We start from the raw sequence: 23,703 nt of genomic DNA, 5'->3' as shown, positions 1-23,703 counted from the left end.
CGGCCTCAGGCCGGACAACCGGTGGTGGCGGAGAGGGCGACCCGGTCACCCGAGAGACCGGCGACGACCATGACGCCGCCGCTCCGGTAGGCGTACGCCTGGGAGGTGTTCAGCAGCGGGACACGGGCGACGGAGGCGAGCGCGGCGGCCGGGGACGGCGGGGCCGGGACGACCTCGGCGCGAGCGGTGCGGGCGGCGCCGCCGGCGGGGCAGGGCGCGACGACCACCTCGGGGGCCGCTCCGGCCGGGCCGCTGAGGGCCCGCAGCGCCGCCGCCAGGGCCTCGGTCTCCGCGCCGGTGGCGCCGGTCGCCGGCGCGGCGTAGCCGTCGCCGACCGGCCGGCAGCCCGTGTCGGCCGCCAGCCGGACCCGGCCGTCCCCGGCGACCGTGCCCTCGACGGTGACGAACTCGCCCGCGTCGGCGCGCAGCCGCGGGCCGACATCCGAGGTCACCCGGACCCCGGCCCGCCAGTGCCCCGGGAGCCGCTCCGCGACCCGCTCCAGCAGTGCCCGCTCCTGGCCGGCGGGGACGAACACGTCCACCCCACGGGTCAGGGTGGCGCCGTCGGCGAACGGGGTGACCCGGCAGCCCCGCTCGATCTCGGGCGGGGTCAGCACGGCGGTGTCGCCGGCCGCCGCGACCAACTCGCCGACCGCGCGGTCGACGACCGGGCCGGCCTCGGCCAGACTGCGCTGCTCCCGGACGGTCGGCGGGTCGTCCCGCACCGACGCCCAGGTGAGCACCGTCAGCAGCACCGCCCAGGCCACGGTGGCGGCGAGCAGCCAGGGCAGCCACCGCCGGGACGCCGGCCGGTCGGGACCGGTGGGCGGGGCCTGCCCCGTCGCTACGACACCGTTCACGACGCCATCGTGTCACGCCGGTGGAACGCACCCGGAGACGGTCGTGGCCCGCCCCCTCGGCGAGGGGGCGGGCCACGGGCCGATCAGAGCGTGGGTCAGGAGGCGACGGTGACGGCGACCTCGTTGATGCCCCGGCCGGCGGTCACGGCGGTGTCGCCGTTGCCGTGCCGGGAGAGCGCCCGCAGGGTCCAGGTCCCCGGCGCGGCGAAGAACCGGAACTGGCCGGCCGGCGACGTCACCACCTCGGCGGTGAACTCACCGGTCGAGTCGAGCAGCCGGACGTACGCGCCCGGCACGGCCTCGCCCGCGTCGGACCGGACGACGCCGGTGATCACGGTCTCCTTCTCCAGGTCGAGGCTCGCGGGCAGCGGGGCGGCCTGGTCGGGAGCGGCGCAGCCGGCAGCGGTGGGTGCGGTCATGGCTCAGGCCTCCCCGGGCTCGTCGCCGAGCGCGACCGGCACGCCGACCAGCGAGCCGTACTCGGTCCAGGATCCGTCGTAGTTCTTCACGTTGCGGTGCCCGAGCAGCTCCTGGAGCACGAACCAGCTGTGCGAGGAGCGCTCGCCGATCCGGCAGTACGCGATGGTCTCCCTGCTGTCGTCCAGCCCGGCGGCGGCGTAGATCCTGCGCAGCTCGTCGTCGGACTTGAAGGTGCCGTCCTCGTTGGCCGCCTTCGACCACGGCACGCTGATCGCGGTGGGGATGTGCCCGGCCCGCTGCGCCTGCTCCTGCGGCAGGTGGGCGGGGGCGAGCAGCCGGCCCGCGAACTCGTCGGGGCTGCGCACGTCGACCAGGTTCTTGGTGCCGATCGCGGCCACGACCTCGTCGCGGAAGGCCCGGATGGAGGTGTCCGGCTCCTGCGCCACGTACTGCGTCGCCGGGCGGGTCACCGCGTCGGTCACCAGCGGGCGGGCGTCCAGCTCCCACTTCTTGCGACCGCCGTCGAGCAGCTTCACGTCGCGGTGGCCGTAGAGCTTGAAGTACCAGTAGGCGTACGCGGCGAACCAGTTGTTGTTGCCGCCGTAGAGGATGACGGTGTCGTCGTTGCCGATGCCGCGCTCGGAGAGCAGGGCCTCGAACTGGCTCTTGTTGACGAAGTCCCGGCGCACCTGGTCCTGCAGGTCGGTCTTCCAGTCCAGCTTGATCGCGCCGGCGATGTGGCCGGTGTCGTAGGCCGAGGTGTCCTCGTCGACCTCGACGAAGACGACGCCCGGGGCGTCGATGTTCTTCTCGGCCCACTCGGCCGAGACGAGTGCGGTGTCGCGACTCATCAGATCACTCCCTGGTGAGGATGGATGGTGAGCCAGCGCGCGGAGATCGATGAACATAACTGTCGCACCACGCGCGGGACCCATAGCGAGGAAACGGATCACGGGTTCGTGCGACGGCGCCGCTGCCGGGCGTTCGGTGGGAGAGCACCGGGGGTACGCGGACCCTGAGTGCCACTGGCTGCGTCAGGCAGCCGAGGACAGCCCCGCCGTCAGATGACGGGGCGACACAGGCAGGTGGCCACGCGGCACAGGTCGACCGCGCGCCGTTTGGTGAGGAGCGTCCCCATGAGCAGGGAGCCTACCAGCCACGCCCGATGACGCCACCGGCCCGACCAGCATCCGGGACGCGCCGCCGCGCCACCGGCCCGTCACCCCCGGTCGCGTCGCCTCCGCGCTCGCGCCGACCGGCGGACCGCCGGCGGCTCAGCCGACGGCGGAGTTGATCGGCACGTTCTTCGCGTCCGCGGTCACCGCCAGCCCCTCGGGCAGCGGCCGGACCTCCCGGACGGCGAGCTGGAACGGCAGCTCGGGCAGGGGCACGTCGACCGAGATGCTCCTGGCGTAGTTGTTGAGCATCGTCCGGGCCAGCGGCACGTTCGGCAGCCCCTCGGCGTTCAGGTCGTTGAAGCGCAGCGCCACCTGCCCCTCCTTGCCGACGGTGATGTCGGCGGTGCCGGTCACGGTGAGCCGCTGGCCGAGGATGTCGACCGGGGCGGTGACGGCGAGCCGGCCGCCCTGCTCGCCGAGGGTCAACCCGGGCCGGTCGAGCAGCTTGGCGAGGCTGTCGTAGCTGATGGTGCCGGTGCCGTCGACCGTCTCGGCGACCACGTCACCCTGCCCGGAGCGGATCGTGTCCAGCGACGCGCGGACGTTGCGGGCGTCCACGTCGAGCTTCGGCAGCGCGACCACGTCACCCTGCACCGAGCCCTGCACGTCGCGCAGCCCGATGGAGATGCGCTCGTACCGGCCGTCGAGCACCTGGGTGAGGAACGGGAAGCCGCCGACCTCGACCTCCGGCGCCGAGGACTGCGCCCCCTGCTTGGCGACCTCCTGCCGGACCTGGTCGGCGATGGCGCGCTCGGCCACCCCGGCCGCGACCCGGTCGGCCACGACGAGCAGGCCGCCGAGGACCAGGAGCAGGACGACGAGGGTGACGAGCACCTTGCGCCCGCGTCGACGGGGCCGCTCCTCGTACGTGTGATCCTGCGCCACGCCGCCTCCTGTCGTGAGTGCCCGGGGTGCCGCGAAGCGGCCTTTCGGTGGTTACCCGGACGGGGAAATCCTCAACCGCGCGTCAGAGGACCAGCTTGCACATGGCGTACGCGGCCGGCGCGGCGAGGGCGAAGCCGCCGAGCGGCCCCTGCATGTGCCGGGCCACCCACATGGTCGGCGGCTCCCCCGCCATCAGCCGGCCCGCCTCCGCGTACCCCACGGCGAGGTCGGCCAGCACGGCGGCGACGGCCGCGACCAGCCCGATGATCGCGGCCCTGGTCGGGGTGAAGGGTGCCACCAGGTAACTGCCGAGGGCGGCGCTGACCAGCGTGCCGACCATGGCGCCGCCGACCACGCCGGCCGCGCCCCGGGGCACCTGCGGCGCCAGCCGCGGCCAGGGCGCCACCGCGTCGGTGAGCCGGGCGACGGTGAGCGCGACCCCGCTGGCGGTGAGACAGACGGTGATGGCCTGGGTGCCGGCCGGGATCCGGCTGAGCGTGATCAGGGTGGCGAAGGCGACGACGCCCACCACGATCAGCAGGGTGCCGCCCAGGGAGTCGGTCACCCGCACGCGGTCGACCCGCCGGACGAGCTGGCCGAGCACCCCGAGGAGGAAGGCGCCCGCCGCGACGTAGCCCAGCGGCGCCAGCCCGGCGACGTCCGTCTGCACGGCGGCGGCGTCGGCCGCGACCGCGGCGGCCACGCTGACCAGGGCGACCAGCAGCAGCGCCGGCGGCCGCATGGCCATCGTCCAGGCCAGCACGAAGAGCAGTTGCACGCCGAGGACGATGCCCGCGAACGGCAGCCGGTGGCCCGGGCCGGAGGTCTGCGCCCCGAGCACCAGGCCGATGCCGAGCAGGACCGCGAACCCGGCGACGGCCAGCGCGAGCGGTCGGCGCACCTCGACCGGCTCGATCACCTCCTCGTCCGGCTCGGCGTCCGCCTCGTCGTCGGGCCGGCGCGGCGGCTCGCCACCGCGACGGGCGCGACGCGGCCCGCCGCGCTCGCGGCGGGCGCCGTCGTCGTCTGGGGCCGGCCCGGTGCGCGGCGCCGGCGGCTGGCCACGGGACGGGCCCGACGGCCCCGGGCGGGGCCCGTCGGACCACGGGTCGCGGCCGGTCTCGGGCGAGCTGGAGGGAAACACGCCCCGATCGTGCCAGACCGGCCGGCCGGCGCGGAGGTCACGGTTTCGGCAACGTTAAAACCTGAGGCGCGATCATGGGCAAGCCGGGCAAACGGGAAAGGACGCGGAGGTGACGCCGGGGCCATCAGTTACGCTCAAGCCGCTACCCGCCCGTCAGCGACGCCGGGACCCACGCAAGTTCATCAGCGCCACACCCCCTGCGGAAAGCGCTGGTCGCGCGCGGCCGACGGCCGCCGGGACGGAGGTGATCGTGGAGATCCTGCTGCTGGTGACCGCACGCGCCGGCGAAGCATCCGCCGTGCTGCCGGCACTCGACCTGCTGCCGCACTCGGTCCGCACCGCGCCGCGCGACGTCCGCACCCTGGTGGCCGGCCCCAGCCCGGACGCGGTGCTGGTCGACGCCCGCTCCGAGCTGAGCGAGGCCCGGGCCACCTGCCGGATGCTGCACGCCACCGGGCTCGGCGTGCCGCTGGTCGCGGTGGTCACCGAGGCCGGGCTGATCGCGCTCAACGCGGACTGGGGCGTCGACGACGTCATCCTCGCCTCGGCGGGCCCGGCCGAGGTGGAGGCCCGGCTGCGGCTGGCGGTCGGCCGGCCGAGCAACGCGACGTCCGGCGCCGGCGGCTCGATCCGCGCCGGCGAGCTCACCATCGACCCGGACACGTACGCCGCGAAGCTGAAGGGCCGGCCGCTCGACCTGACCTACAAGGAGTTCGAGCTGCTGAAGTTCCTGGCGCAGCACCCCGGCCGGGTGTTCACCCGGGACCAGCTCCTGCGGGAGGTCTGGGGCTACGACTACTTCGGCGGCACCCGCACGGTCGACGTGCACGTCCGGCGGCTGCGGGCGAAGCTCGGCTCCGAGTACGAGTCGATGATCGGCACGGTGCGGCAGGTGGGCTACAAGTTCGTCGTGCCGCCGTCCCGGTCGCTGCCGGAGTCGGAGCACTCCCCGCTGCCCGTCTGACCCTGATCCCCCTTTCCGGGACTCTTTCGCATACGCCCCTTTTGGCCCGACTTGTCGGTTCTAATCTGGCCCTCAGGTTTGCTGACAAAGGGGGGCGGCGGCGTGCACATCGACCACGGGGGCGACGGTTCGGCACGGACGGGCACGACGATCCGGGACCCCTCCACCGCGCGCACCGTCGGCATCGTCGCGCTGATCGTGATCGCCCTGCTCGGCACGGCGTACGCGCTCGGCCGCAGCCTGATCCCCGACCGGCCCGCCTCCGACGTGACCAGCACCGGCCAGCACTACGCCGACCAGGCGCCGACGGACGACCCCGACCGGCCCACGCCCGGCGACGACCGGAGCACCGGGCCCGCGGTAGCCGACCCGAGCGGCACCCCGACCGCGACCGACGGGCCGTACGGAACGCAGACCACCAGCGGCACGTCGCAGGTCGCGCTGACCTTCGACGACGGGCCGGACCCGCAGTACACCCCGCAGGTGCTCGCCCTGCTCCGCGAGCACCACGTCCGGGCCACCTTCTGCGTGGTGGGCGAGAACGCGCAGAGCCACCCCGACCTGATCCGGGCGATAGTGGCCGACGGGCACACCCTGTGCAACCACAGTTGGAACCACGACGTCACCCTCGGCCAGCAGTCGCCGGAGACCATCCGGGCGGACCTGCTGCGCACCAGCGAGGCGATCCGGGCGGCGGTGCCCAACGCCCCGATCGCGTACTACCGCCAACCCGGCGGCGCCTGGACCGACTCGGTGGTGTCCGTGGCCCGGGAACTCGGGATGACCTCACTGCACTGGACGGTCGACCCGGCGGACTGGGAGACGCCGGGGGCCAGCCGGATCGCCGGGATGGTCCTCACCAACGTCGAACCCGGCTCGGTCGTGCTGCTGCACGACGCCGGCGGCGACCGGCAGGGCACAGTGGACGCGCTGTACGAGATCCTGCCGGCCCTGACCAGCCGGTTCAAGCTGGCGGCGCTGCCCAACGGCGCGACGTGAGGCGCGGCGAACCGCCCGTGGTCGCCCGCCCGGCCCGCCGACGTGACCCCTGCTACACCGCCCGGCGGGCCGACTGAAGGACGGCGGGACCGGCGGCCGACCGGACTACGGTGACGACATGAGCAGCGCCGCACCGACCAGCCAGCAGGTGACCCGGACCGACCGCCTCAGCCCCGCGCAGATCGCCGACGTGCTGGCCCTCGCGGGGGCCGCCGGCGACGCCGACGGGGCGGACCCGTTCGACGAGCACGTCCTGCTCCGGCTGCGGGACCCGGACGCCGCCGCGGTGCACCTGACCGCCCAGGCCGCCGACGGGACGCTGACCGGGTACGCCCACCTGGACACCACCGACGGCGAGGCCGGGACCGGCGTGGAGTTGGCGGTGCACCCGGCGTACCGGCGGCGCGGGACGGGACGGGCGCTGGCCCGGGGCGTGCTGGCGGCGGCCGGCGGCCCGCTGCGGGTCTGGGCGCACGGCGACCACCCGTCCGCCGCCGCGCTCGCCGTCGACCTGGGCCTGCGCCGTGCACGGGTGCTCTGGCAACTGCGCCGGCCGCTGACCGCGCCGATCCCCGAGCCCCGACTGCCGGACGGGGTGACGCTGCGCGCGTTCCGGCCGGGCGACGACGACGCCGCCTGGCTCGCCCTCAACGCGCGGGCCTTCGCCGAGCACCCCGAACAGGGCCGCTGGTCCCCCGCCGACCTGCGGGTGCGCCTCGCCGAGCCGTGGTTCGACCCGGACGGCTTCATGCTCGCCGTCGAGGAGGCCACCGGCCGGCTGGTCGGCTTCCACTGGACGAAGGTCCACGAGCGCCCCGGCTCGGCCCGGATCGGCGAGGTCTACGTCCTCGGGGTGGACCCGGCGACGCACCGGGGCGGACTGGGTCGGGCGCTGACGGCGGCCGGCCTGGCGTACCTGCGGGACCGACGGGGCCTGGACCGGGTCATGCTCTACGTCGACGAGTCGAACACCGCCGCGGTGGCCCTCTACGAGCGGCTCGGCTTCGCCCGCTGGTCCGCGCACGTGAACTACCAGTCGGCCTGACCGACACCGGCCCGGGTCCGCCGCCCCGGCGACGGCCCCGGGCCGACCCGGCCGGGCCGACACGGCCGGGCCGGCGGGTCACCGGCGGATAACGGCAGCGCGTCGGCCAGATAACGGCCTACCGGAAAAATGCCCATACGTCCGACAGGGGCATCCGAGTTCACTTAACGGACAACTCACCCTCAGCGAGCGGTCACCTGCACTGCCGCACCTGTTCACCTCGCGTTCATGTGCGACCGGCGAACCGGCTACCTGGCACTCCTAACTTTTGGACCAGCCGGTCAGCGCCGGCACCCCGGGCCCCCAATCCGGGTGCGAAGTCAGACGTGAAGGGAAACCCCTCAGGTGAAGCTCCAGCGGCACGGCACTCTCGCCTGCCTCGCTCTTACCGCGACGCTCGCTCTCAGCGCATGCGGCTCGGACAACAACGAGCCCGCGAGCAGCGCCTCCGCCTCCGGGTCGGCCGCCGCCGCCGACTGCGCCACCGGCACGCTGAACGCCCAGGGCTCGTCGGCGCAGAAGAACGCCATGGACGAGTGGATCAAGGCGTACCAGCAGAAGTGCTCCGGTGCGAAGATCAACTACGAGCCGTCCGGCTCGGGCGCCGGCATCCAGGCCTTCATCGCCGGCACCGCCGACTTCGCCGGCTCGGACTCCGCCCTCAAGGAGGAGGAGCAGCCGCAGGCCAACGCCAAGTGCGTCGGCGGCGCCGCGATCAACCTGCCGATGGTCATCGGCCCGGTCGCCATCGCCTACAACGTCAACGGCGTGGACAACCTCCAGCTCAAGCCGGCCACCCTGGCGAAGATCTTCGCCGGCAAGGTGACCAAGTGGGACGACCCGGCCATCAAGGCCGACAACCCGGGCGCCACGCTGCCGTCGACCGCCATCAACGCGGTGCACCGCTCGGACTCCTCCGGCACCACCGACAACTTCACCGACTTCCTCTCCAAGACCGCCGCGTCCGACTGGACCTTCGGCAAGGCCAAGGAGTGGAAGGCCCCGGGCGGCACCGGTGCGGCCAAGTCGGACGGCATGGCCAGCGCCATCAAGAACCAGGACGGCACCATCGGCTACGTCGAGTGGTCGTACGCCGAGAACGGTGGCCTGAAGACCGCCAAGATCGGCAACGGTGCCGGCGAGTTCGCCGAGCTGACCGCCGAGTCGGCCGGTAAGACCATCGCCGGCGCCGAGGTGGTCGGCCAGGGCGACGACCTCAAGATGAAGATCGACTACAACACCAAGGAGGCCGGGGCCTACCCGATCGTCCTGGTGACCTACGAGATCGTCTGCTCGAAGGGCCTGCCCGCCGACAAGCTGCCGCTGGTCAAGGGCTTCCTCGGCCACGCCGCCAGCACCGCCGGCCAGGCCGACCTCACCGCACTGGGCTACGCCCCGCTGCCCGAGTCGGTCCGCACCAAGGTCGAGGCCGCGGTCAAGAACCTCGCCTGACCCGCCTCACCGACACCATCACCACCACCACCTCAACTCGAAGCGAGCGAGCAGATGGGTGAAACCCCTCAGCGCTCGGCCGACGCCGGCACCGGCGGGACCCGCGTGACCGAAGGTCACGAGCGGCCCGCCGGTGCCTCGGCGCGTCTGGCCGAGCCACCAGTCAGCACCCGCATCCCGGGCGGAGCCGGGCTGGGCGGCGGCGGCGCGCTGCCCCGGGCCCGGGCGTTCGGCGCAGAGCGGGCCTTCCGTGGCCTCACCCTGGCCGCCGGCGTCGCCGTCCTGGTCATCATCGCCGCGATCGCGGTCTTCCTGATCGCCAAGGCCGTGCCGGCGCTGCGGGCCAACACCGAGGGCTTCTGGACCTTCGAGGGCTGGTTCCCGAACGACGCGGAACCGAAGTTCGGCATCGGGGCGCTCGCCTTCGGCACCGTGCTCAGCTCCGCCCTGGCCCTGCTGATGGCGGTGCCGGTGGCCCTGGGGATCGCGCTCTACCTGTCCCACTACGCGCCGCGCCGGCTCGGCACCACGCTGGGCTTCCTGATCGACCTGCTGGCCGCGGTGCCGAGCGTGGTCTTCGGTCTCTGGGGCCGGGACGTCTTCATCAACCCGGTCCGGGACTTCTCCACCTGGCTGAACACGTACTTCGGGTGGATCCCGATCTTCGGCGGCGACGGCCCGTTCGGGAAGTCCATCATGCTGGGCGCGCTGGTCCTGGCGATCATGGTGCTGCCGATCATCACGTCGCTCTCCCGCGAGGTGTTCCTGCAGACCCCGACCGCCAACGAGGAGGCCGCCCTCGCCCTCGGCGCCACCCGCTGGGAGATGATCCGCACCGCGGTGCTGCCGTACGGCCGCCCCGGCATCGTCGCCGCGGTGATGCTCGGGCTGGGCCGGGCGCTCGGCGAGACCATCGCCCTGGCGATGACCCTCGGCATCACCTTCAACATCTCGTTCAACCTCATCGAGAGCGGCGGCAACACCATCGCCGCCAACATCGCCAACACGTTCGGCGAGGCGAACGACACGGGTCGGGGCGCGCTGATCGCCTCCGGTCTGGTGCTCTTCGCCATCACGCTGATCGTCAACATCACGGCGCGGGCGATCATCCACCGCCGCCGGGAGTTCACGGAGTCGGCCGCATGAGCGAGCGTCAGCGAGCGAACCATCGTCACAGCGCATCGGTGCCTCATGGCGCCACGGAGCGAAGCGGAGTGGCGGCATGACCACCACAGTCACGTCGCACCGCACCCGCCCACCGGCCCAGCCGCCCACCCTGAAGGCCCGGCGGCTGCCGAAGTACGCCGCGCCGGCCGTCGCGGCGGCTGCGCTGCTGGTCGCCGCCGCGGTCGTGTACGGCGCCGGCATCGGCGGCCCGGTACTGGTCGTGGTGCTCGGCGCGGTGCTCTACCTGGTCGGCCTCTTCGCGGCGGCGAACGCGGTCGAGGGGCGCCGGTCGGCGCGCAACCGCACCTGGAGCGCGCTGATCCACTCCGCCTTCGTGCTGGCCGTCCTGCCGCTGGCCTCGGTGGTCTGGACGCTGGTCAGCAAGGGCGCCGAGCGGCTGGACGGCGACTTCTTCCTCACCTCGATGAACAACATCGGCGCCCGCGACCCGAACGGCGGGGCGTACCACGCGATCGTCGGCACGTTGCAGCAGGTCGGCATCGCCGCCCTGATCACCGTCCCGCTCGGCATCCTCTGCGCCATCTACGTCGTCGAGTACGGCCGGGGCCGGTTCGCCTTCGCGATCCGGTTCTTCGTGGACGTCATGACGGGCATCCCGTCGATCGTCGCCGGCCTGTTCGTGCTGGCGTTCTGGGTGCTGATCGTCTCGCCGTGGTTCAACGACGGCCGGCCGAGCTTCTCCGGCTTCGCCGCCGCGCTCGCGCTGAGCGTGCTGATGCTGCCCACCGTGGTCCGCTCCACCGAGGAGATGCTGCGTCTCGTCCCGGCGCCGCTGCGCGAGGGGGCGTACGCCCTCGGCGTGCCGAAGTGGAAGACCATCCTGCGGGTCGTGCTGCCCACCGCGCTGCCGGGCATCGTCACCGGCGTCATGCTCGCCATCGCCCGCGCGGCCGGCGAGACCGCCCCGGTGCTGCTCGTCGCCGGCGGCGGCGCGGCGATCAACTTCAACCCGTTCGAGAACAACCAGTCGTCGCTGGCCCTCTTCGTCTACCAGCAGGCGGGCGACGCGTCCCGGTACGCGCCGGCGCGGGCGTGGACCGCGGCACTCACCCTGGTCGCCCTCGTGCTGATCCTGACCGTCGCGGCGAAGCTGCTGGCCCGCCGCAACCGGCTCGGCCGATGAACCCCGGAGGTACCACCACCATGGCCAAGCGCATCGAAGCCTCGAACGTGACCGCCTACTACGGCGGCTTCAAGGCGATCGAGAACATCAACCTGACCGTCGAGCCGAAGACGGTGACCGCCCTGATCGGCCCGTCCGGCTGCGGTAAGTCCACCTTCCTCCGGTCGATCAACCGGATGCACGAGGTGCTTCCCGGCGCCCGGGTCGAGGGCAGCCTCACCATCGACGACCAGGACATCTACGACCGGGACGTCGACGTCACCGCCGTCCGCCGCATGATCGGCATGGTCTTCCAGCGGCCGAACCCGTTCCCCACCATGAGCATCTTCGAGAACGTGGTGGCCGGCCTGCGGCTCAACGGGGTCCGCAAGAAGTCGATCCTGGACGAGGCGGCCGAGAAGGCACTCCGCTCGGCCAACCTCTGGGACGAGGTGAAGGACCGGCTCGGCAAGCCCGGCGCCGGCCTCTCCGGCGGTCAGCAGCAGCGGCTCTGCATCGCCCGGACCATCGCGGTCGAGCCGCAGGTGGTGCTGATGGACGAGCCCTGCTCGGCGCTCGACCCGATCTCCACGCTGGCCATCGAGGACCTGATGTTCCAGCTCAAGGACAAGTTCACCATCATCATCGTCACGCACAACATGCAGCAGGCCGCCCGCGTCTCGGACCGGACCGCCTTCTTCTCCATCGAGAAGACCGGCGACCCGGGCCGGCTGATCGAGTACGACAACACGCAGAAGATCTTCAGCAACCCCGGGGTGAAGAAGACCGAGGACTACATCACCGGCCGCTTCGGCTGAGCCGGCCCCGTCCCCGCCCACCGGCGTCCCGTCCCCCGTCCCGGGCGGGGCGCCGTCGGCGTCTGTGGCCCGGCTCCCGACCGCGTCAGCCGTCGGCCGACTCCCGCCCCGACGGTCCCCGACCGGGGCGCACGGCAGCGCCGGCAGACGGCGGCGCGGGTACGGCGGTCAGGCCAGCACGAAGCGGGGTTCGCCGTCGTCGGGCAGGTCGAGGCGCGGGGTGACCGGGGTGGCGGCGTCCCGGGTCGCCGCCGCCGCGGCGACGCCGGCCAGGTCGCCGCCGGCCGCCACCTGGGCCAGGGTCACCAGGGTCGGCGGCAGCATGGTCAGCTCGCCCGCCTCCGCCCGGGCCAGGGCGTCCGCCGGGCGGATCCACAGGGTGTGGTCGGCCTCGCCGGAGACGTCCCGGGTCCGCTGCCCCTCGGGCAGGAGGGCCACGAAGAAGTACGTGTCGAAGCGGCGCGGCTCGAACTCCGGCGTGATCCACCGGCTCCACGGCAGCAGCAGGTCCGACCGGAGGGTGAGCCCGCGCCGGGCGAGCAGGTCCGCGAAGCCGGCCCGGCGCTGCTCCAGCGCCACCCGGTCGGCCTCCCAGTCGTCGCCGCTCACGTCGCCCACGACGGTCCCGGCGTCGGGGCCGGCGAGCAGGACCCCGGCCTCCTCGAACACCTCGCGGGCAGCGGCGCAGACCACCGCCTGGGCGGCCGCCGGGGTCAGCCCCAGCCGCTCGGCCCAGCCGGCCGGCGTCGGGCCGGCCCAGTCCAGGTGCGCCTGCGAGTCCGAGGGGTCGACCCCACCGCCGGGGAAGGCGTACATCCCGCCGAAGGCCATCGCGGCGACCCGCCGGATCAGGTACACCTCGAAGTCGTCGCCGGCCGGGCGCAGCAGCAGCACGGTGGCCGCGACCCGGGGCGCCGCCGGGACGCCACCCTCGGCGCGGAACCGGCGGGCGTGCTCCACCAGCGCCGGGGGTGCGGGGAAGCCGTCGGCGTGGATCGTCATGCGCCGAGCCTAGTTCCCGACCGGTGGATCGCCCGCTCTGCGGTCCGGTGATCCGCACTAGCGTGGCCGCCATGACTCGTTGGGGCATCCTGGCCACCGGCCACATCGCCGCCCGCTTCGCCGAGGACCTCCGGCTGGTGCCGGGCGCCGAGCTGACGGCGGTCGGCTCGCGGACCGCCGAGAGCGCGGAGCGGTTCGCGCGCCGCCACGGCGTGCCTCGGGCGTACGCCTCCTGGGCGGAACTCGCCGCGGACGACGACCTGGACGTCGTCTACGTCGCCACCCCGCACGCCGCGCACCACGAGGCGGCCCTGACCTGTCTCGCGGCCGGCCGGGCGGTGCTGCTGGAGAAGCCGTTCACGCTCGACCTGACGACCAGCGCCGAGTTGGTCGAGACCGCGCGGGCGGCCGGGGTCTTCCTGATGGAGGCGATGTGGATGCGGACCAACCCGCTCGTACGCCGCCTCGGCGAGTTGGTGGCGGACGGCGCGATCGGCACGGTGACCGGCGTGCGGGCCGACTTCGGGGTGGCCGGGCCGTTCCCGCCCGAGCACCGGATGCGCGCCCGCACCCTCGGCGGCGGCGCCCTGCTCGACCTCGGCGTCTACCCGGTCAGCCTGGCCCACCTGCTGCTCGGGGTGCCCGACCACGTCCGGGCCTGGGCGAAGCTGAGCCCCGAGGGGGTCGACGAGAACACCGGCGTCGTCCTCGGGTACGACTCGGGCGCCGTCGCCACGCTGAGCTGCGGCATGGTCGGGGCGACCCCGCTGGTCGCCTCGGTCACCGGCACCACCGGCCGGATCGACCTGCCGGAGCCGTTCTTCCGCCCGGGTTCGGTGACCCTGCACCGGGCCGGCGCCGAGCCGGAGACGATCACCGGCGAGCTGGTCGGCGGCGGCTACCAGTACGAGGCCGCCGAGGTCCAGCGCTGCCTGGCCGAGGGCCTGCCGGAGAGCCCCCTGGTCCCGCACTCGGCCACCCTGGAGGTGATGGCCCTGCTCGACGGGATCCGCGCCCGGATCGGCGTCGACTACTCCTGACGCCCCCGGACGCGCGGAGGGCCCCCGCCGGTCGGCGAGGGCCCTCCGGGTCGGCCGTCAGCTGAAGAGCGGGCGGGCCAGGAAGTACATCAGGGCGCCGATCGAGCCGGCGGCCGGGAACGTGAGGATCCACGCGCCGACGATGTTGCCGGCCACGCCCCACCGCACGGCGGAGAGCCGCTTGGTGGCGCCGACACCCATGATCGCCGAGGTGATCGTGTGGGTGGTCGAGATCGGGGCGCCGAGGACCAGCGCGTTGAAGTAGAGCACCGAGCTGGCCACGGTCTCGGCCGCGAAACCCTCCGGCGGCTTCAGGTCGATGATCTTCCGGCCGAGCGTCCGGATGATCCGCCACCCACCGGCGTACGTGCCCGCGGCCAGCACGGCCGCCGAGGTCCAGAACGCCCACTCCGGGATGAAGCTCGGGTCGTCCTGGTAGCCGCCCACGTAGAGGGCGAGCACCACGATGCCGATGGTCTTGGCGGCGTCCTGCATGCCGTGGCCGACCGACATCGCGGCGGCCGACGCGGTCTGCGCCCAGCGGAAGCCTCGGTTGAGCTTGCCGGGGTGCCCCTTCCGGAAGATCCACTGCACGGCGATCATGACGATGTAACCGAGCAGGAAGCCGACCATCGGCGAGAGGACCATCGGGATGATCACGCTCTCCCCGATGCCGCTCCAGAGCACGGTGCCGGACGCGGCGACGGTCGAGCCGACCAGTCCGCCGATCAGCGCGTGCGACGAGGACGACGGCAGGCCGAAGTACCAGGTGATCAGGTTCCACACGATCGCGCCGATCACGCCGGCGAAGACGATGCCGAGGCTGGCCTGCCCGGTGGGTAGTTTCACTAGGCCGCTGCCGACGGTCTTGGCCACCTCGGCGCCGAAGTGGGCGCCGATGAAGTTGCCGACCGCCGCCATGGCCAGGGCCACCCGGGGTGTGAGCGCCCGGGTGGAGATGCTGGTCGCGATCGCGTTGGCGGCGTCGTGGAAGCCGTTGGTGTAGTCGAACGCCAACGCCACCGCGATCACCGCCAGCACGGCGATGAGTTCGGGGCTCACAGGATCAGGACTCCTTGACCGCGATGGTCTCGACGGTGTTCGCCACGTGCTCGAAGGAGTCGCAGGCGGCCTCCAGCTCGTCGGCGACCTCCTTCATCTTCAGCACGGTCAGTGCGTCGTACTCGCCGGAGAAGAGGCGGACCAGCAGCATCCGGTACGCCTGGTCGCCGTCGTTCTCGAGCCGGTTGCACTCGATCCAGTAGTCCTCGAGGTCCTTCATCGACTTCAGCCGCGGCATGGCCTCGGCGGTCAGCTTCGCCTGCGCGTCGAGGACGTTGATCAGCTCGTGCATCTCCCGGGGCAGCGACGGGATCTTGGTGAGCCCGTAGAGGTAGAGCAGGTTGCCGACCGCCTCGAGGTGGTCCATCACGTCGTCCAGCAGCGAGCCGAGCCGGTAGATGTCCTCCCGGTCGAACGGCGTGATGAAGGTGGAGTTGATCTTCTTGTAGAGCTCGTGGGTGATCTGGTCGCTGTCGTGCTCCACCTCGGTGAGCCGCTCGCTGACCGACTGCACCTCCACACCGGGCAGGGCCAGCTCGTTGAGCAGTTCGGTGCCCTTCACCAGGTTCTGCGCGGCCCTGGTGAAGAGCTCGTAGAAGGCGCCCTCGTTCGGGCGGAAGGAAAACTTCACAGCACGGACCTCGTCGTGTCGGTGGAAGGGTACGGCCGCCCGGAGGGATGCCCGACTGGGAATGCTAGGAAACGACGGAAGCGGGAATTCCGCGGCCTCCCCCTGGTCAGGCCACATTCATCGGTCGTTCACCTGTCGTTCACCTACGACGTTTCCCTCAGATCCCAGCAGCCGCTCCCGTTCCCGCCGGACGTCGAAACCGGCAGGCGGATACCCCCGATGGAGGGGTGCCGAACGTCTCCCTGAGCAGGTGCGCGACCGCCCGGTCGCGGTACCACCAGCGGTCCGCCGGCAGCACGTACCAGCCCCCGCCCCGTCCGCCCGTCAGGGCGGGACGGCGGGTGGGTCGGGGCGGCGGGAGAATGGGCGAAGGCCGGTGCTGGGAGGTTCGGGTGCGGGATCTGGCGACGGAGTTCGAGGCCGAGCGGGGGCGGCTGCTGGCGGTCGCGTACCGGATGCTCGGCAGCCGCGGCGAGGCCGAGGACGCCGTGCAGGAGACCTGGCTACGGTACGCCGCCGCGCTCGCCGACCCGGCGGCCCGCGCCGAGATCCGGCACCTCGGCGCCTGGCTGACCACCGCCTGCGCCCGGATCTGCCTGGACGTGCTGCGCTCGGCGCGGGTGCGGCGGGAGGCGTACCCCGGCCAGTGGCTGCCGGAGCCCGTGGTGACCCCGCTCGACCAGGGCCCGCGCACCGACGGCTTCGCGCCCGACCCGGCGGAGCGCGCGGTCCGCACCGACCAGGTCGGCACGGCGCTCATGGTGGTACTGGAACGGCTCACGCCGGAGCAGCGGGTCGCCTTCGTGCTGCACGACGTCTTCGCCGTGCCCTTCCCCCGGATCGCCGAGGCGCTCGGCACGACCGACGCCGCCGCCCGCCAGCTCGCCTCCCGGGCCCGCCGGGCGGTGCAGGCGCCCGACGCGCCCCGGGACACCGCCGACCCGGCCGAGCAGCGCCGGGTCGTCGCCGCGTTCGTCGCCGCCGTCGAGTCGGGCGACCTGGACGCGCTGGTGCGGGTGCTCGCCCCGGGCGTGGTCCTCATCGGCGACAGCGGCGGCCACTTCCCGGCGGCCCGCCGCCCGGTGGTCGGCGTCGACGCCGTGGCCCGGTTCGTCCTGGGCCTCTTCGGCCGGGCCGGCCGCTACGGCGCCACGCTGCGCGCCCGCCCGGTGCTCGTCGACGGCACGCTGGGGATGCAGATGGAGACGGTGCACTCCGACGGCCGGCCGCTGCGGGTGGTCGCCGCCCTGGCCGTGGACGGCGGCCGGGTGACCGGGATCTTCCACCAGCTCAACCCCGAGAAGCTGCGCGACGTGCCGCCGCTGGGGGCCGACGACGGCTGGCCGCCACGCTGGTGACCCCCCGGCGCTGCGGCGGCGACATCCAGGCGCCGCGTCGGTGCCCCGTGGGCCGCCGTGTCGGTGGCGGCGCTCGGGCGCGCCCGGCCGCGGCGACCGCGCCGGCTCAGACCACCAGGGCGAGCCACTTCCGGTACGACGTGGCGAACGGCTCGGTGCCGTCGCCGAGCGCGCCGAGGAGCCACCGGGCCGCCGCCTCGGCCTCCGCCACCACGTCGTCCGGGTAGCCGAAGCGGGCCCGGTGCTCGGCGAACTCGTCCTCGTCGCGCAGCTCGACCGCGCCGGTGGCCCGGCGGCGCACCACGTCCAGATCCAGGTCGATCAGGTGGACGGTGTGGTCGTCCTCCCAGCGGGCCGGGCTGGCGATGTCGCAGTAGACCTCGCTGGTGCGCGGCGGCGGGTTGAACATGCCGGTCCACCAGCCCTGGTGGGGCACCAGGAGCACGAACGGGATCTGCTCGACCGACGGGCGGCCGTGGTAGACCGACTTCGTGCCCTCGGTGACGCCGAGCCAGACGCCGAGGTCGTCCTCGGCCAACCGGCGGGCCGGGTAGTCGCGGTGGGCGCTGCCGTCGTACTTGCGGTAGATCACGCGGACCACGTCGCTCGGCATGAGTCGCACCCTAACCGATACCGCCCATCGGTCGCCGCACGGAAATTACCGGACTCGGCCCGTGGGATTCCGTACCGTGACGACGCCACGCCCGGATCGGCGCAGCCGGTGTCGGCGCCGGCGGGTACCGTCGCACGGTGACTCCGCGCCTCGCCACCGGTTCCGCTGCCCCCTCGCCCCGCACCGGAGGCCGCCGGCGGGGCTCCCGGCCGAGCGGGGCGGAGCTGCTCGCCGCCGCGGTCGGCGCGGTGCCCGGCGGCGCCGCGCGCCCGGGCCAGCAGCAGATGGCCACCGCCATCGAGGAGTGCGTGCAGGCGCGCGAGCACCTGCTCGTGCAGGCCGGCACGGGCACCGGCAAGTCGCTGGCCTACCTCACCCCGGCGCTGACCGTGGACGGCCCGGTGGTGGTCTCCACGGCCACCCTGGCGTTGCAGTCCCAACTGGTCGACCACGACCTGCCCCGGCTCGCCGACGCCGTGGAGCCGGTGCTCGGCCGCCGGCCCACCTTCGCCGTGCTCAAGGGGCGGCACCACTACCTCTGCCTGGCCCGGCTGGACAACTCCACCGAGGACGAGCCGGAGGACACGCTCTTCGACGCCCCGGCGGAGCGCCCCGGCGGCGGCACGAAGTGGCTCGGCGAGGCGGGGCGGCTCGGCAAGCAGATCCAGCGGCTGCGCGACTGGGCGGAGAAGACCGACACCGGCGACCGGGACGAGCTGGACCCGGGCGTCGACGACCAGGCGTGGCGGCTGGTCTCCATGCCGGCCCGGGAGTGCGTCGGCGCGGCCCGCTGCCCGTTCGGCGCGGAGTGCTTCGCCGAGGCCTCCCGCGCCCGGGCCCGCGAGGCCGACATCGTCGTCACCAACCACAGCCTGCTGGCCGTGGACATGCTCGCCGGCCGGCACATCGTGCCGCCGCACAAGCTGCTCATCGTGGACGAGGCGCACGAGCTGGCCGACCGCGTCTCCTCGGCCGCCCAGGCCGAGCTGGTGCCGGAGCTGATCGACCGCTCCGCGAAGCGGGCCCGCCCACTGCTGCGCCCGGAGACCGCCGAGTCGCTCACCGCGGCCGGCGACGCCCTGGCGGTCGGGCTGGCGGAGGCGCCGGCCGGGCGGATCACCTCCGGCTTGCCGGCCGCGCTGCGCGAGGCGTGCACCCTGCTCGACGCGGCCACCCGGGCGGCGCTCGACGGCATCGGCGAGATCAAGGCCGACGACCCCGATCCCGTGCGCAAGCAGCAGGCCAAGGCGGTGCTCGACGAACTCTCCGCCACCGCCCAGCGGCTGCTGGAAGAGGCCGACCACGACGTGGCCTGGGTGGAGAAGAACGACAACACCGGCCGCCGGGCGCTGGTGGTCGCGCCGCTGTCGGTCGCCGGCACCCTCGCCACCCACCTGTACGACGAGCGCACGGTCGTCGCCACCTCGGCGACCCTGACGCTCGGCGGCCGGTTCGACACGGTGGCCCGGGCGCTCGGGCTGGAGGCGCCCCCGGCCGACCCGCCGTCACCGGCCGCCGCGGCCCTGGCCGCCCGCGCCGCCGGCCGCACCGACGCGGCGGGGCGCGCCGGGGTCACGTCGGCCGCCGGGGCCGGCCCGGTCGGGGCCACGGGTGGCGGCGAGGCGACCGGCACGCCGGGGCTGCCGGCGACGTCGGGGCCCGGGTGGCGCTCGCTCGACGTCGGCTCGCCGTTCGACTACGCGCGGCAGGGCATCCTCTACGTCGCCGCGCACCTGCCCCGGCCCAGCGTCTCCGGGCTGCCCGACGCGGCCGGCGAGGAACTGCTCGCGCTGGTCACCGCGCTCGGCGGGCGTACGCTCGGCCTCTTCTCCTCGCGACGGGCCGCGCAGCAGGCGGCGGAGCTGCTGCGCGCGCGGACCGACCTGCCCGTCCTGCTCCAGGGTGAGGAGGCGCTGCCGCTGCTGGTGCGCCGGTTCCGGGAGGAGAAGGCGAGCTGCCTGTTCGGGGTGATGTCGCTGTGGCAGGGCGTCGACGTGCCCGGCGACTCCTGCCAGTTGGTGGTCATCGACCGGCTGCCCTTCCCCCGGCCGGACGAGCCGCTCGCGGCGGCCCGGGCCGCCGCGGTCGACGCCAACGGCGGGTCCGGTTTCGCCGCGGTGAGCGTGCCGATCGCCGCGGTCCGGCTGGCGCAGGGGGTGGGGCGGCTGATCCGGTCGACCGGCGACAAGGGCGTGGTCGCGGTGCTCGACTCGCGGCTGGAGACCGCGCGGGGCTACGGAGCCTTCCTGCGCCGCTCGCTGCCGCCGTTCTGGTACACCACCCGGCCGGAGGTCGCCCGCGGCGCCCTCGAACGCCTCGCCAAGGTCTGACCCGCCCAGGCGGGTCAGGGGGCCTTGGCGGCGACGACGACGGCGTCGGGCGGGGTGTCCGGAACGGTGCGGGCGGCGAGCCGGCGGACGGCCGTGTTCAGCACGGCGATCAGCGGCACCGAGACGAGCGCGCCGGTGATCCCGGCGAGGACCACGCCGGCCGCGATCCCGATGATCACCGCGAGCGGGTGGATGGCCACCGCGCGCCCCATGATCAGCGGCTGGAGGAGGTGCCCTTCCACCTGCTGCACCCCGATCACCACGCCGAGGATGATCAACGCGGTCACCAGGCCGCTGTCGACCAGCGCGACCAGGACCGCGACGACGCCCGACAGGGTCGCCCCGACGATCGGGATGAACGCCCCGAGGAAGACCAGCGCGGCGAGCGGGAAGGCGAACGGGATGTCGAAGACGACCAGGAAGATGCCGATGCCGACCGCGTCGATGAAGGCGACCAGCACGGTCGCGCGTACGTAGGCGACCAGGGTCGACCAGGAGGCCCGGCCGGCGTCGTCGACCTTCCAGCGGGCGGCCACCGGCAGCAGCCGGACCAGGAAGCGCCAGATCTTGTTGCCGTCACGCAGGAAGAAGAAGGTGGCGAAGAGCACCAGCAGCGTGCCGGTCAGCACCTCGGCCAGTGTCGCGGCCGTGGAGAGGGCACCGCTGGTGAGCTTCTCGGTGTTGTCGTTGACCCACTTCTGGCCCTCTTCGATGTAGCGGTCGAGCTGGCCGTCGGAGAGGTGCAGCGGGCCCGTCTTGAGCCAGTCCTGGATCTGCCGGACGCCCTCCGACGACTTCTTGCTCAGCTCCGGCACGCCCTGGATGAACTCGTTCACCACCAGGGTCAGCGTGCCGATCACCGCGGCGAGGCCGCCGACCAGCACCACCGCCGTCGCCAGCGAGCGGGGGAAACGGGCCCGCAGCAGCCAGCCGACGGCCGGCGCGAGCAGCGCCGAGAGCAGCAGCGCGACCGCCAGCGGGATCACCACGATCTTGACGGTGCCGACGATCTTCATCAGCGCCCAGGCGACGCCGCCGATCACGATCAGCCGCCAGGACCAGGCGGCGGCGATCCGCAGCCCGTGCGGCACGTCGGCGTCGTCCCGGCTGGAGGTGGAGGTGTGCACCGCCGCCGGCGCATCCGCCCCGACCACGGCCGCCGACGGCGGCGCCGCCGGCCCGGGGGACGCCGGCGAGGCCACCCCGGCCGGCTCGGAAGCGTCGACCGGGTCCGTACGACGGGGGCGCACCGATTCCCGGCCCGACTCGTACGCGCGACGGAGCCGTCCGCGTACCCGCTCGAAGCGGCTCAAGCGCACCTCCTGGCTTCAGAACCTGGCCGTGCCCACCCGATGGGCGGACAGGATACGTCCGACCACGCCACCGTAGGGCAGTTCCGCCACCCAGTGCCCCCCGCCCCCGGCGCGTAACCGCTCACGGCCGCCCGACCGGGACACGGTAGCGTTTCCGGCGTGACCGCCGACAAGAATCTCGACTCCGGCCTGCCGATCCGCCTGCTGCACGACCGCGTGCTGGTGCGGATGGAGGGGAGCGAGGGTGAGCGCCGCTCCACCGCCGGCATCGTGATCCCGGCGACCGCCGCCGTGGGCAAGCGGCTCGCCTGGGCCACCGCTGTCGGGGTGGGGCCGAACGTCCGCGCCATCGTCTCGGGCGACCGGGTCCTGTTCGACCCGGACGACCGCTCGGAGGTCGAGCTGCACGGCCGCGGGTACGTGCTGCTGCGCGAGCGCGACGTGCACGCCGTGGCCGCCGAGCGCGTGGAGGACAACTCCACCGGCCTCTACCTCTGAGCCCTCCCCGCCCGCCCCGCCGCGCGCGGCTGCGGGCGCCGGTGTCGTTTGCGGCGCTCCCGGCCGGGAAGCCAGCCGCACCACCGGCCCTGGGGAGGGACGATGCCGGTATTCGTGAAGAAGCTGCTGCTCTGGGGAAGCGTCGCGTTCCTGATCTACTTCATGGCGTTCCGGCCCGAGGGCGCGGCCGAGATGTTCAAGGCGATCGGGGCGGGGCTGATGGCGATGGCGCAGGGCCTCGGCGACTTCCTCACCAGCCTGATGACCTGACGACCCGGACCACCAGGAAGCGACCCGGGGCGCCGCCCCAGCGGTGACCGCCGGCCGGGGACCGGGTCAGTGGTGGCCGGGCGGCCAGGGACCCGCGGGTCGCGCGCCGGGCCAGCCGGGCGGGCCGTAGCCGGGGGCCCCGTAGCCGGCGGGGAAGGCCGGGGGCGGCGGGGCGAGCACCACCGGGATCGGCACCACCGGCTCGTCCGGCGCCTCGACCGTCCGCTGCGAGCCGTCCGGGAACCGCAGGTGGTAGCGGTGCCCGTCCCAGATCCCGGCCGGCGCCTGCGGATCCCTCCCCACGAAGAACGACCGGTACGCGGCGATCGCCTCCAGCAGCTCCCGTTCCTCCCGCGCCGTCCGTTCCCGGTCCGCCGGCCTGCGGTCCAGGCCGCGCAGCGCGCCGTCGCGCAGCAGCGCCAGCCGGGTCGCCGCGAACTGGTAGCCGCGCATGGCCCGCACGCCGGCGTCCCCGGCCACCCGCTTGGCCCACACCCGGGCCGCGTGGCGTCGCCCCAGGCTGCTCAGCGCCGCCACCTCCGGCGGGGTCAGCCAGCCGGCCCGGACGTAGTCCGGCAGGGTGCGCTCGGTGAGCCGCCCCTCCCAGGCCCGCAGCCACAGGGCCAGCCCGACCATGCCGAAGAAGATCGGCACCATCACGCCGATGAAGCCGTACAGCATGATCAGCGCCTCACCGGTGGCCTGGGTGAGCGTGGGCAGCAGGTTCCACAGGCCGTGCAGCATCATCGCCAGCAGCAGGCCGGCGATCGGGGCGAGCACCCGGACGCGCCGGTCGGCGGTGCGGGCGGCGATGCCCAGCCCCACCCCGGTCATCGAGGTGAACAGCGGGTGGGCGAAGCCGAAGAGCAGGATCCGGACGATGAAGATCGCGATGACCTGCTGCGTGCCGGTCGCCGGGCCGTACCGCTCGACGCCGGTGGCGTAGCCGTAGCCGCCCAGGTAGAGGATGTTCTCCACCATGGCGAACCCGATCGCGGAGAGCCCGCAGTAGACCAGGGCGTCGGTGATCCCGGAGATCTCCCGTCGGCGGAAGATCAGCAGCAGGATCGGCCCGAGCGCCTTGGTGAGCTCCTCGATGAACGGCGCGACCAGCACCGCCGTCAGCGCGGTCGGCAGCCCCCAGTCGTCGAACAGCCCGGACGAGAACTCGTTGACGGTCAGCGAGGCGGCCGTCGAGACGAACGCGCCCCAGGCGAAGCAGAAGATCAGGTATTTCAGCGGTTCCGGTTCGTACCGGTCGAGCCAGAGGAAACAGCCCACCAGCACCGGGACCGGAAGGATCGCCGCGACCAGGCCGATCAGCAGCGCCTGCACGCCGAGGCTCTCGCCGAGCGTGAAGACCATGAACACCGCGCAGGCGGCGATCAACAGGACGACCCCGGCCAGCACCAGGGCTCGCCGCCAGCCCAGCCGGCGCAGCGGCATCCGGGGAGCGGCCGCGCCCGACGGCGGGACGGCGGGCACGGTCGGCGACGGCGGCAGGGGTGCGCCGGGCGGGGTGTCGGCCATG

At 73.7% G+C, this 23,703-nt stretch carries 24 protein-coding genes; 12 read left to right on the top strand and 12 right to left on the bottom strand.

What is annotated here, in order from left to right; all coding sequences use genetic code 11:
* Positions 1–5: 5 nt before the first annotated feature.
* The 6 genes from ABT006_RS15900 to ABT006_RS15875 form a co-directional block, all read right to left on the bottom strand.
* On the bottom strand, positions 6–860 hold the full coding sequence (locus tag ABT006_RS15900) for a hypothetical protein (RefSeq protein ID WP_350706934.1): 855 nt from the start codon (positions 858–860) through the stop codon (positions 6–8).
* Positions 861–955: 95 nt separating this feature from the next.
* Entirely contained in the window at positions 956–1,279 is a 324-nt protein-coding gene (locus ABT006_RS15895) for a DUF1416 domain-containing protein (protein WP_350684595.1), read from the bottom strand.
* A 3-nt stretch (positions 1,280–1,282) separates the two neighbouring features.
* Positions 1,283–2,131 carry a sulfurtransferase gene (locus tag ABT006_RS15890; RefSeq protein WP_350706932.1) on the bottom strand — a complete coding sequence of 283 codons (849 nt, stop codon included), beginning with the start codon at positions 2,129–2,131 and terminating at the stop codon, positions 1,283–1,285.
* A gap of 209 nt (positions 2,132–2,340) precedes the next feature.
* A complete protein-coding gene (locus ABT006_RS15885; protein ID WP_311202345.1) occupies positions 2,341–2,418 on the bottom strand; it encodes an Ms5788A family Cys-rich leader peptide in 78 nt (25 codons plus the stop codon).
* Between the two features lie 136 nt (positions 2,419–2,554).
* Positions 2,555–3,343, bottom strand: a complete 789-nt coding sequence (locus tag ABT006_RS15880) for an LmeA family phospholipid-binding protein (protein WP_350706930.1) — start codon at positions 3,341–3,343, stop codon at positions 2,555–2,557.
* Between the two features lie 82 nt (positions 3,344–3,425).
* Positions 3,426–4,487, bottom strand: a complete 1,062-nt coding sequence (locus tag ABT006_RS15875; RefSeq protein WP_350706928.1) for a hypothetical protein — start codon at positions 4,485–4,487, stop codon at positions 3,426–3,428.
* Positions 4,488–4,731: 244 nt separating this feature from the next.
* On the opposite strand from ABT006_RS15875, the gene ABT006_RS15870 reads away from it, so the two are divergent.
* The 7 genes from ABT006_RS15870 to pstB all read left to right on the top strand — a co-directional run bounded on the left by ABT006_RS15870 (position 4,732) and on the right by pstB (position 12,055).
* On the top strand, positions 4,732–5,451 hold the full coding sequence (locus tag ABT006_RS15870) for a winged helix-turn-helix transcriptional regulator (protein WP_350706926.1): 720 nt from the start codon (positions 4,732–4,734) through the stop codon (positions 5,449–5,451).
* Between the two features lie 102 nt (positions 5,452–5,553).
* Entirely contained in the window at positions 5,554–6,450 is an 897-nt protein-coding gene (locus tag ABT006_RS15865; protein WP_502890975.1) for a polysaccharide deacetylase family protein, read from the top strand.
* Positions 6,451–6,568: 118 nt separating this feature from the next.
* Complete coding sequence (mshD, locus tag ABT006_RS15860; RefSeq protein WP_350706924.1) at positions 6,569–7,495, top strand: mycothiol synthase; 927 nt, start codon at positions 6,569–6,571, stop codon at positions 7,493–7,495.
* A gap of 345 nt (positions 7,496–7,840) precedes the next feature.
* A complete protein-coding gene (pstS, locus tag ABT006_RS15855) occupies positions 7,841–8,947 on the top strand; it encodes a phosphate ABC transporter substrate-binding protein PstS (protein WP_350706923.1) in 1,107 nt (368 codons plus the stop codon).
* A gap of 54 nt (positions 8,948–9,001) precedes the next feature.
* On the top strand, positions 9,002–10,093 hold the full coding sequence (gene pstC, locus ABT006_RS15850; RefSeq protein WP_350706922.1) for a phosphate ABC transporter permease subunit PstC: 1,092 nt from the start codon (positions 9,002–9,004) through the stop codon (positions 10,091–10,093).
* A gap of 76 nt (positions 10,094–10,169) precedes the next feature.
* A complete protein-coding gene (pstA, locus tag ABT006_RS15845) occupies positions 10,170–11,258 on the top strand; it encodes a phosphate ABC transporter permease PstA (protein WP_350706920.1) in 1,089 nt (362 codons plus the stop codon).
* Between the two features lie 20 nt (positions 11,259–11,278).
* Complete coding sequence (gene pstB / locus ABT006_RS15840) at positions 11,279–12,055, top strand: phosphate ABC transporter ATP-binding protein PstB (protein ID WP_350706918.1); 777 nt, start codon at positions 11,279–11,281, stop codon at positions 12,053–12,055.
* A gap of 168 nt (positions 12,056–12,223) precedes the next feature.
* Here the strand turns inward: pstB and ABT006_RS15835 are convergent, their stop codons facing one another.
* Positions 12,224–13,057 carry an NUDIX hydrolase gene (locus tag ABT006_RS15835; RefSeq protein WP_350706916.1) on the bottom strand — a complete coding sequence of 278 codons (834 nt, stop codon included), beginning with the start codon at positions 13,055–13,057 and terminating at the stop codon, positions 12,224–12,226.
* 71 nt (positions 13,058–13,128) lie between these two features.
* On the opposite strand from ABT006_RS15835, the gene ABT006_RS15830 reads away from it, so the two are divergent.
* Positions 13,129–14,097 carry a Gfo/Idh/MocA family protein gene (locus ABT006_RS15830; RefSeq protein WP_350706914.1) on the top strand — a complete coding sequence of 323 codons (969 nt, stop codon included), beginning with the start codon at positions 13,129–13,131 and terminating at the stop codon, positions 14,095–14,097.
* A 57-nt stretch (positions 14,098–14,154) separates the two neighbouring features.
* Here ABT006_RS15830 and ABT006_RS15825 read toward each other — a convergent pair whose 3' ends face one another.
* Together ABT006_RS15825 and ABT006_RS15820 are read right to left on the bottom strand one after the other, a co-directional pair.
* Positions 14,155–15,159 (bottom strand): inorganic phosphate transporter, encoded by a 1,005-nt coding sequence (locus ABT006_RS15825; RefSeq protein ID WP_350706912.1) that lies wholly within the window; start codon positions 15,157–15,159, stop codon positions 14,155–14,157.
* Between the two features lie 4 nt (positions 15,160–15,163).
* On the bottom strand, positions 15,164–15,790 hold the full coding sequence (locus ABT006_RS15820; protein ID WP_350706910.1) for a DUF47 domain-containing protein: 627 nt from the start codon (positions 15,788–15,790) through the stop codon (positions 15,164–15,166).
* 392 nt (positions 15,791–16,182) lie between these two features.
* On the opposite strand from ABT006_RS15820, the gene sigJ reads away from it, so the two are divergent.
* Positions 16,183–17,148 (top strand): RNA polymerase sigma factor SigJ, encoded by a 966-nt coding sequence (sigJ, locus tag ABT006_RS15815; protein ID WP_350706908.1) that lies wholly within the window; start codon positions 16,183–16,185, stop codon positions 17,146–17,148.
* A gap of 106 nt (positions 17,149–17,254) precedes the next feature.
* Here the strand turns inward: sigJ and ABT006_RS15810 are convergent, their stop codons facing one another.
* Positions 17,255–17,761 (bottom strand): DUF402 domain-containing protein, encoded by a 507-nt coding sequence (locus ABT006_RS15810; RefSeq protein ID WP_350706906.1) that lies wholly within the window; start codon positions 17,759–17,761, stop codon positions 17,255–17,257.
* A 137-nt stretch (positions 17,762–17,898) separates the two neighbouring features.
* On the opposite strand from ABT006_RS15810, the gene ABT006_RS15805 reads away from it, so the two are divergent.
* A complete protein-coding gene (locus tag ABT006_RS15805) occupies positions 17,899–20,091 on the top strand; it encodes an ATP-dependent DNA helicase (protein ID WP_502890973.1) in 2,193 nt (730 codons plus the stop codon).
* A gap of 14 nt (positions 20,092–20,105) precedes the next feature.
* On the opposite strand, the gene ABT006_RS15800 is transcribed toward ABT006_RS15805, so the two are convergent.
* Complete coding sequence (locus ABT006_RS15800) at positions 20,106–21,410, bottom strand: AI-2E family transporter (RefSeq protein WP_350706904.1); 1,305 nt, start codon at positions 21,408–21,410, stop codon at positions 20,106–20,108.
* Positions 21,411–21,563: 153 nt separating this feature from the next.
* Between ABT006_RS15800 and ABT006_RS15795 the strand changes: the two genes are divergently transcribed.
* Positions 21,564–21,902, top strand: coding sequence for a GroES family chaperonin (locus ABT006_RS15795; protein ID WP_350706902.1), 339 nt, complete (start codon positions 21,564–21,566; stop codon positions 21,900–21,902).
* A 102-nt stretch (positions 21,903–22,004) separates the two neighbouring features.
* Positions 22,005–22,172: a hypothetical protein gene (locus ABT006_RS15790; protein ID WP_350706900.1), complete on the top strand. Its 168-nt coding sequence runs from the start codon at positions 22,005–22,007 to the stop codon at positions 22,170–22,172.
* 66 nt (positions 22,173–22,238) lie between these two features.
* On the opposite strand, the gene ABT006_RS15785 is transcribed toward ABT006_RS15790, so the two are convergent.
* On the bottom strand, positions 22,239–23,702 hold the full coding sequence (locus ABT006_RS15785) for a PrsW family intramembrane metalloprotease (protein ID WP_350706899.1): 1,464 nt from the start codon (positions 23,700–23,702) through the stop codon (positions 22,239–22,241).
* Position 23,703: the final 1 nt, after the last annotated feature.

This window comes from Micromonospora sp. NPDC002717 (assembly GCF_040295705.1).
Classification (GTDB): domain Bacteria; phylum Actinomycetota; class Actinomycetes; order Mycobacteriales; family Micromonosporaceae; genus Micromonospora.
This window is presented reverse-complemented; position numbering and strand designations above follow the sequence as displayed.

Excerpts from the sequence above, each read along its gene's own strand:
- ABT006_RS15885 (WP_311202345.1), bottom strand. The coding sequence starts at position 2,418 with ATGGGGACGCTCCTCACCAAACGGCGCGCGGTCGACCTGTGCCGCGTG.
- pstA (WP_350706920.1), top strand. The coding sequence starts at position 10,170 with ATGACCACCACAGTCACGTCGCACCGCACCCGCCCACCGGCCCAGCCG.
- pstB (WP_350706918.1), top strand. The coding sequence starts at position 11,279 with ATGGCCAAGCGCATCGAAGCCTCGAACGTGACCGCCTACTACGGCGGC.
- ABT006_RS15835 (WP_350706916.1), bottom strand. The coding sequence starts at position 13,057 with ATGACGATCCACGCCGACGGCTTCCCCGCACCCCCGGCGCTGGTGGAG.
- pstC (WP_350706922.1), top strand. The coding sequence starts at position 9,002 with ATGGGTGAAACCCCTCAGCGCTCGGCCGACGCCGGCACCGGCGGGACC.
- ABT006_RS15890 (WP_350706932.1), bottom strand. The coding sequence starts at position 2,131 with ATGAGTCGCGACACCGCACTCGTCTCGGCCGAGTGGGCCGAGAAGAAC.
- ABT006_RS15785 (WP_350706899.1), bottom strand. The coding sequence starts at position 23,702 with ATGGCCGACACCCCGCCCGGCGCACCCCTGCCGCCGTCGCCGACCGTG.
- ABT006_RS15810 (WP_350706906.1), bottom strand. The coding sequence starts at position 17,761 with ATGCCGAGCGACGTGGTCCGCGTGATCTACCGCAAGTACGACGGCAGC.
- ABT006_RS15830 (WP_350706914.1), top strand. The coding sequence starts at position 13,129 with ATGACTCGTTGGGGCATCCTGGCCACCGGCCACATCGCCGCCCGCTTC.
- ABT006_RS15895 (WP_350684595.1), bottom strand. The coding sequence starts at position 1,279 with ATGACCGCACCCACCGCTGCCGGCTGCGCCGCTCCCGACCAGGCCGCC.
- mshD (WP_350706924.1), top strand. The coding sequence starts at position 6,569 with ATGAGCAGCGCCGCACCGACCAGCCAGCAGGTGACCCGGACCGACCGC.
- ABT006_RS15790 (WP_350706900.1), top strand. The coding sequence starts at position 22,005 with ATGCCGGTATTCGTGAAGAAGCTGCTGCTCTGGGGAAGCGTCGCGTTC.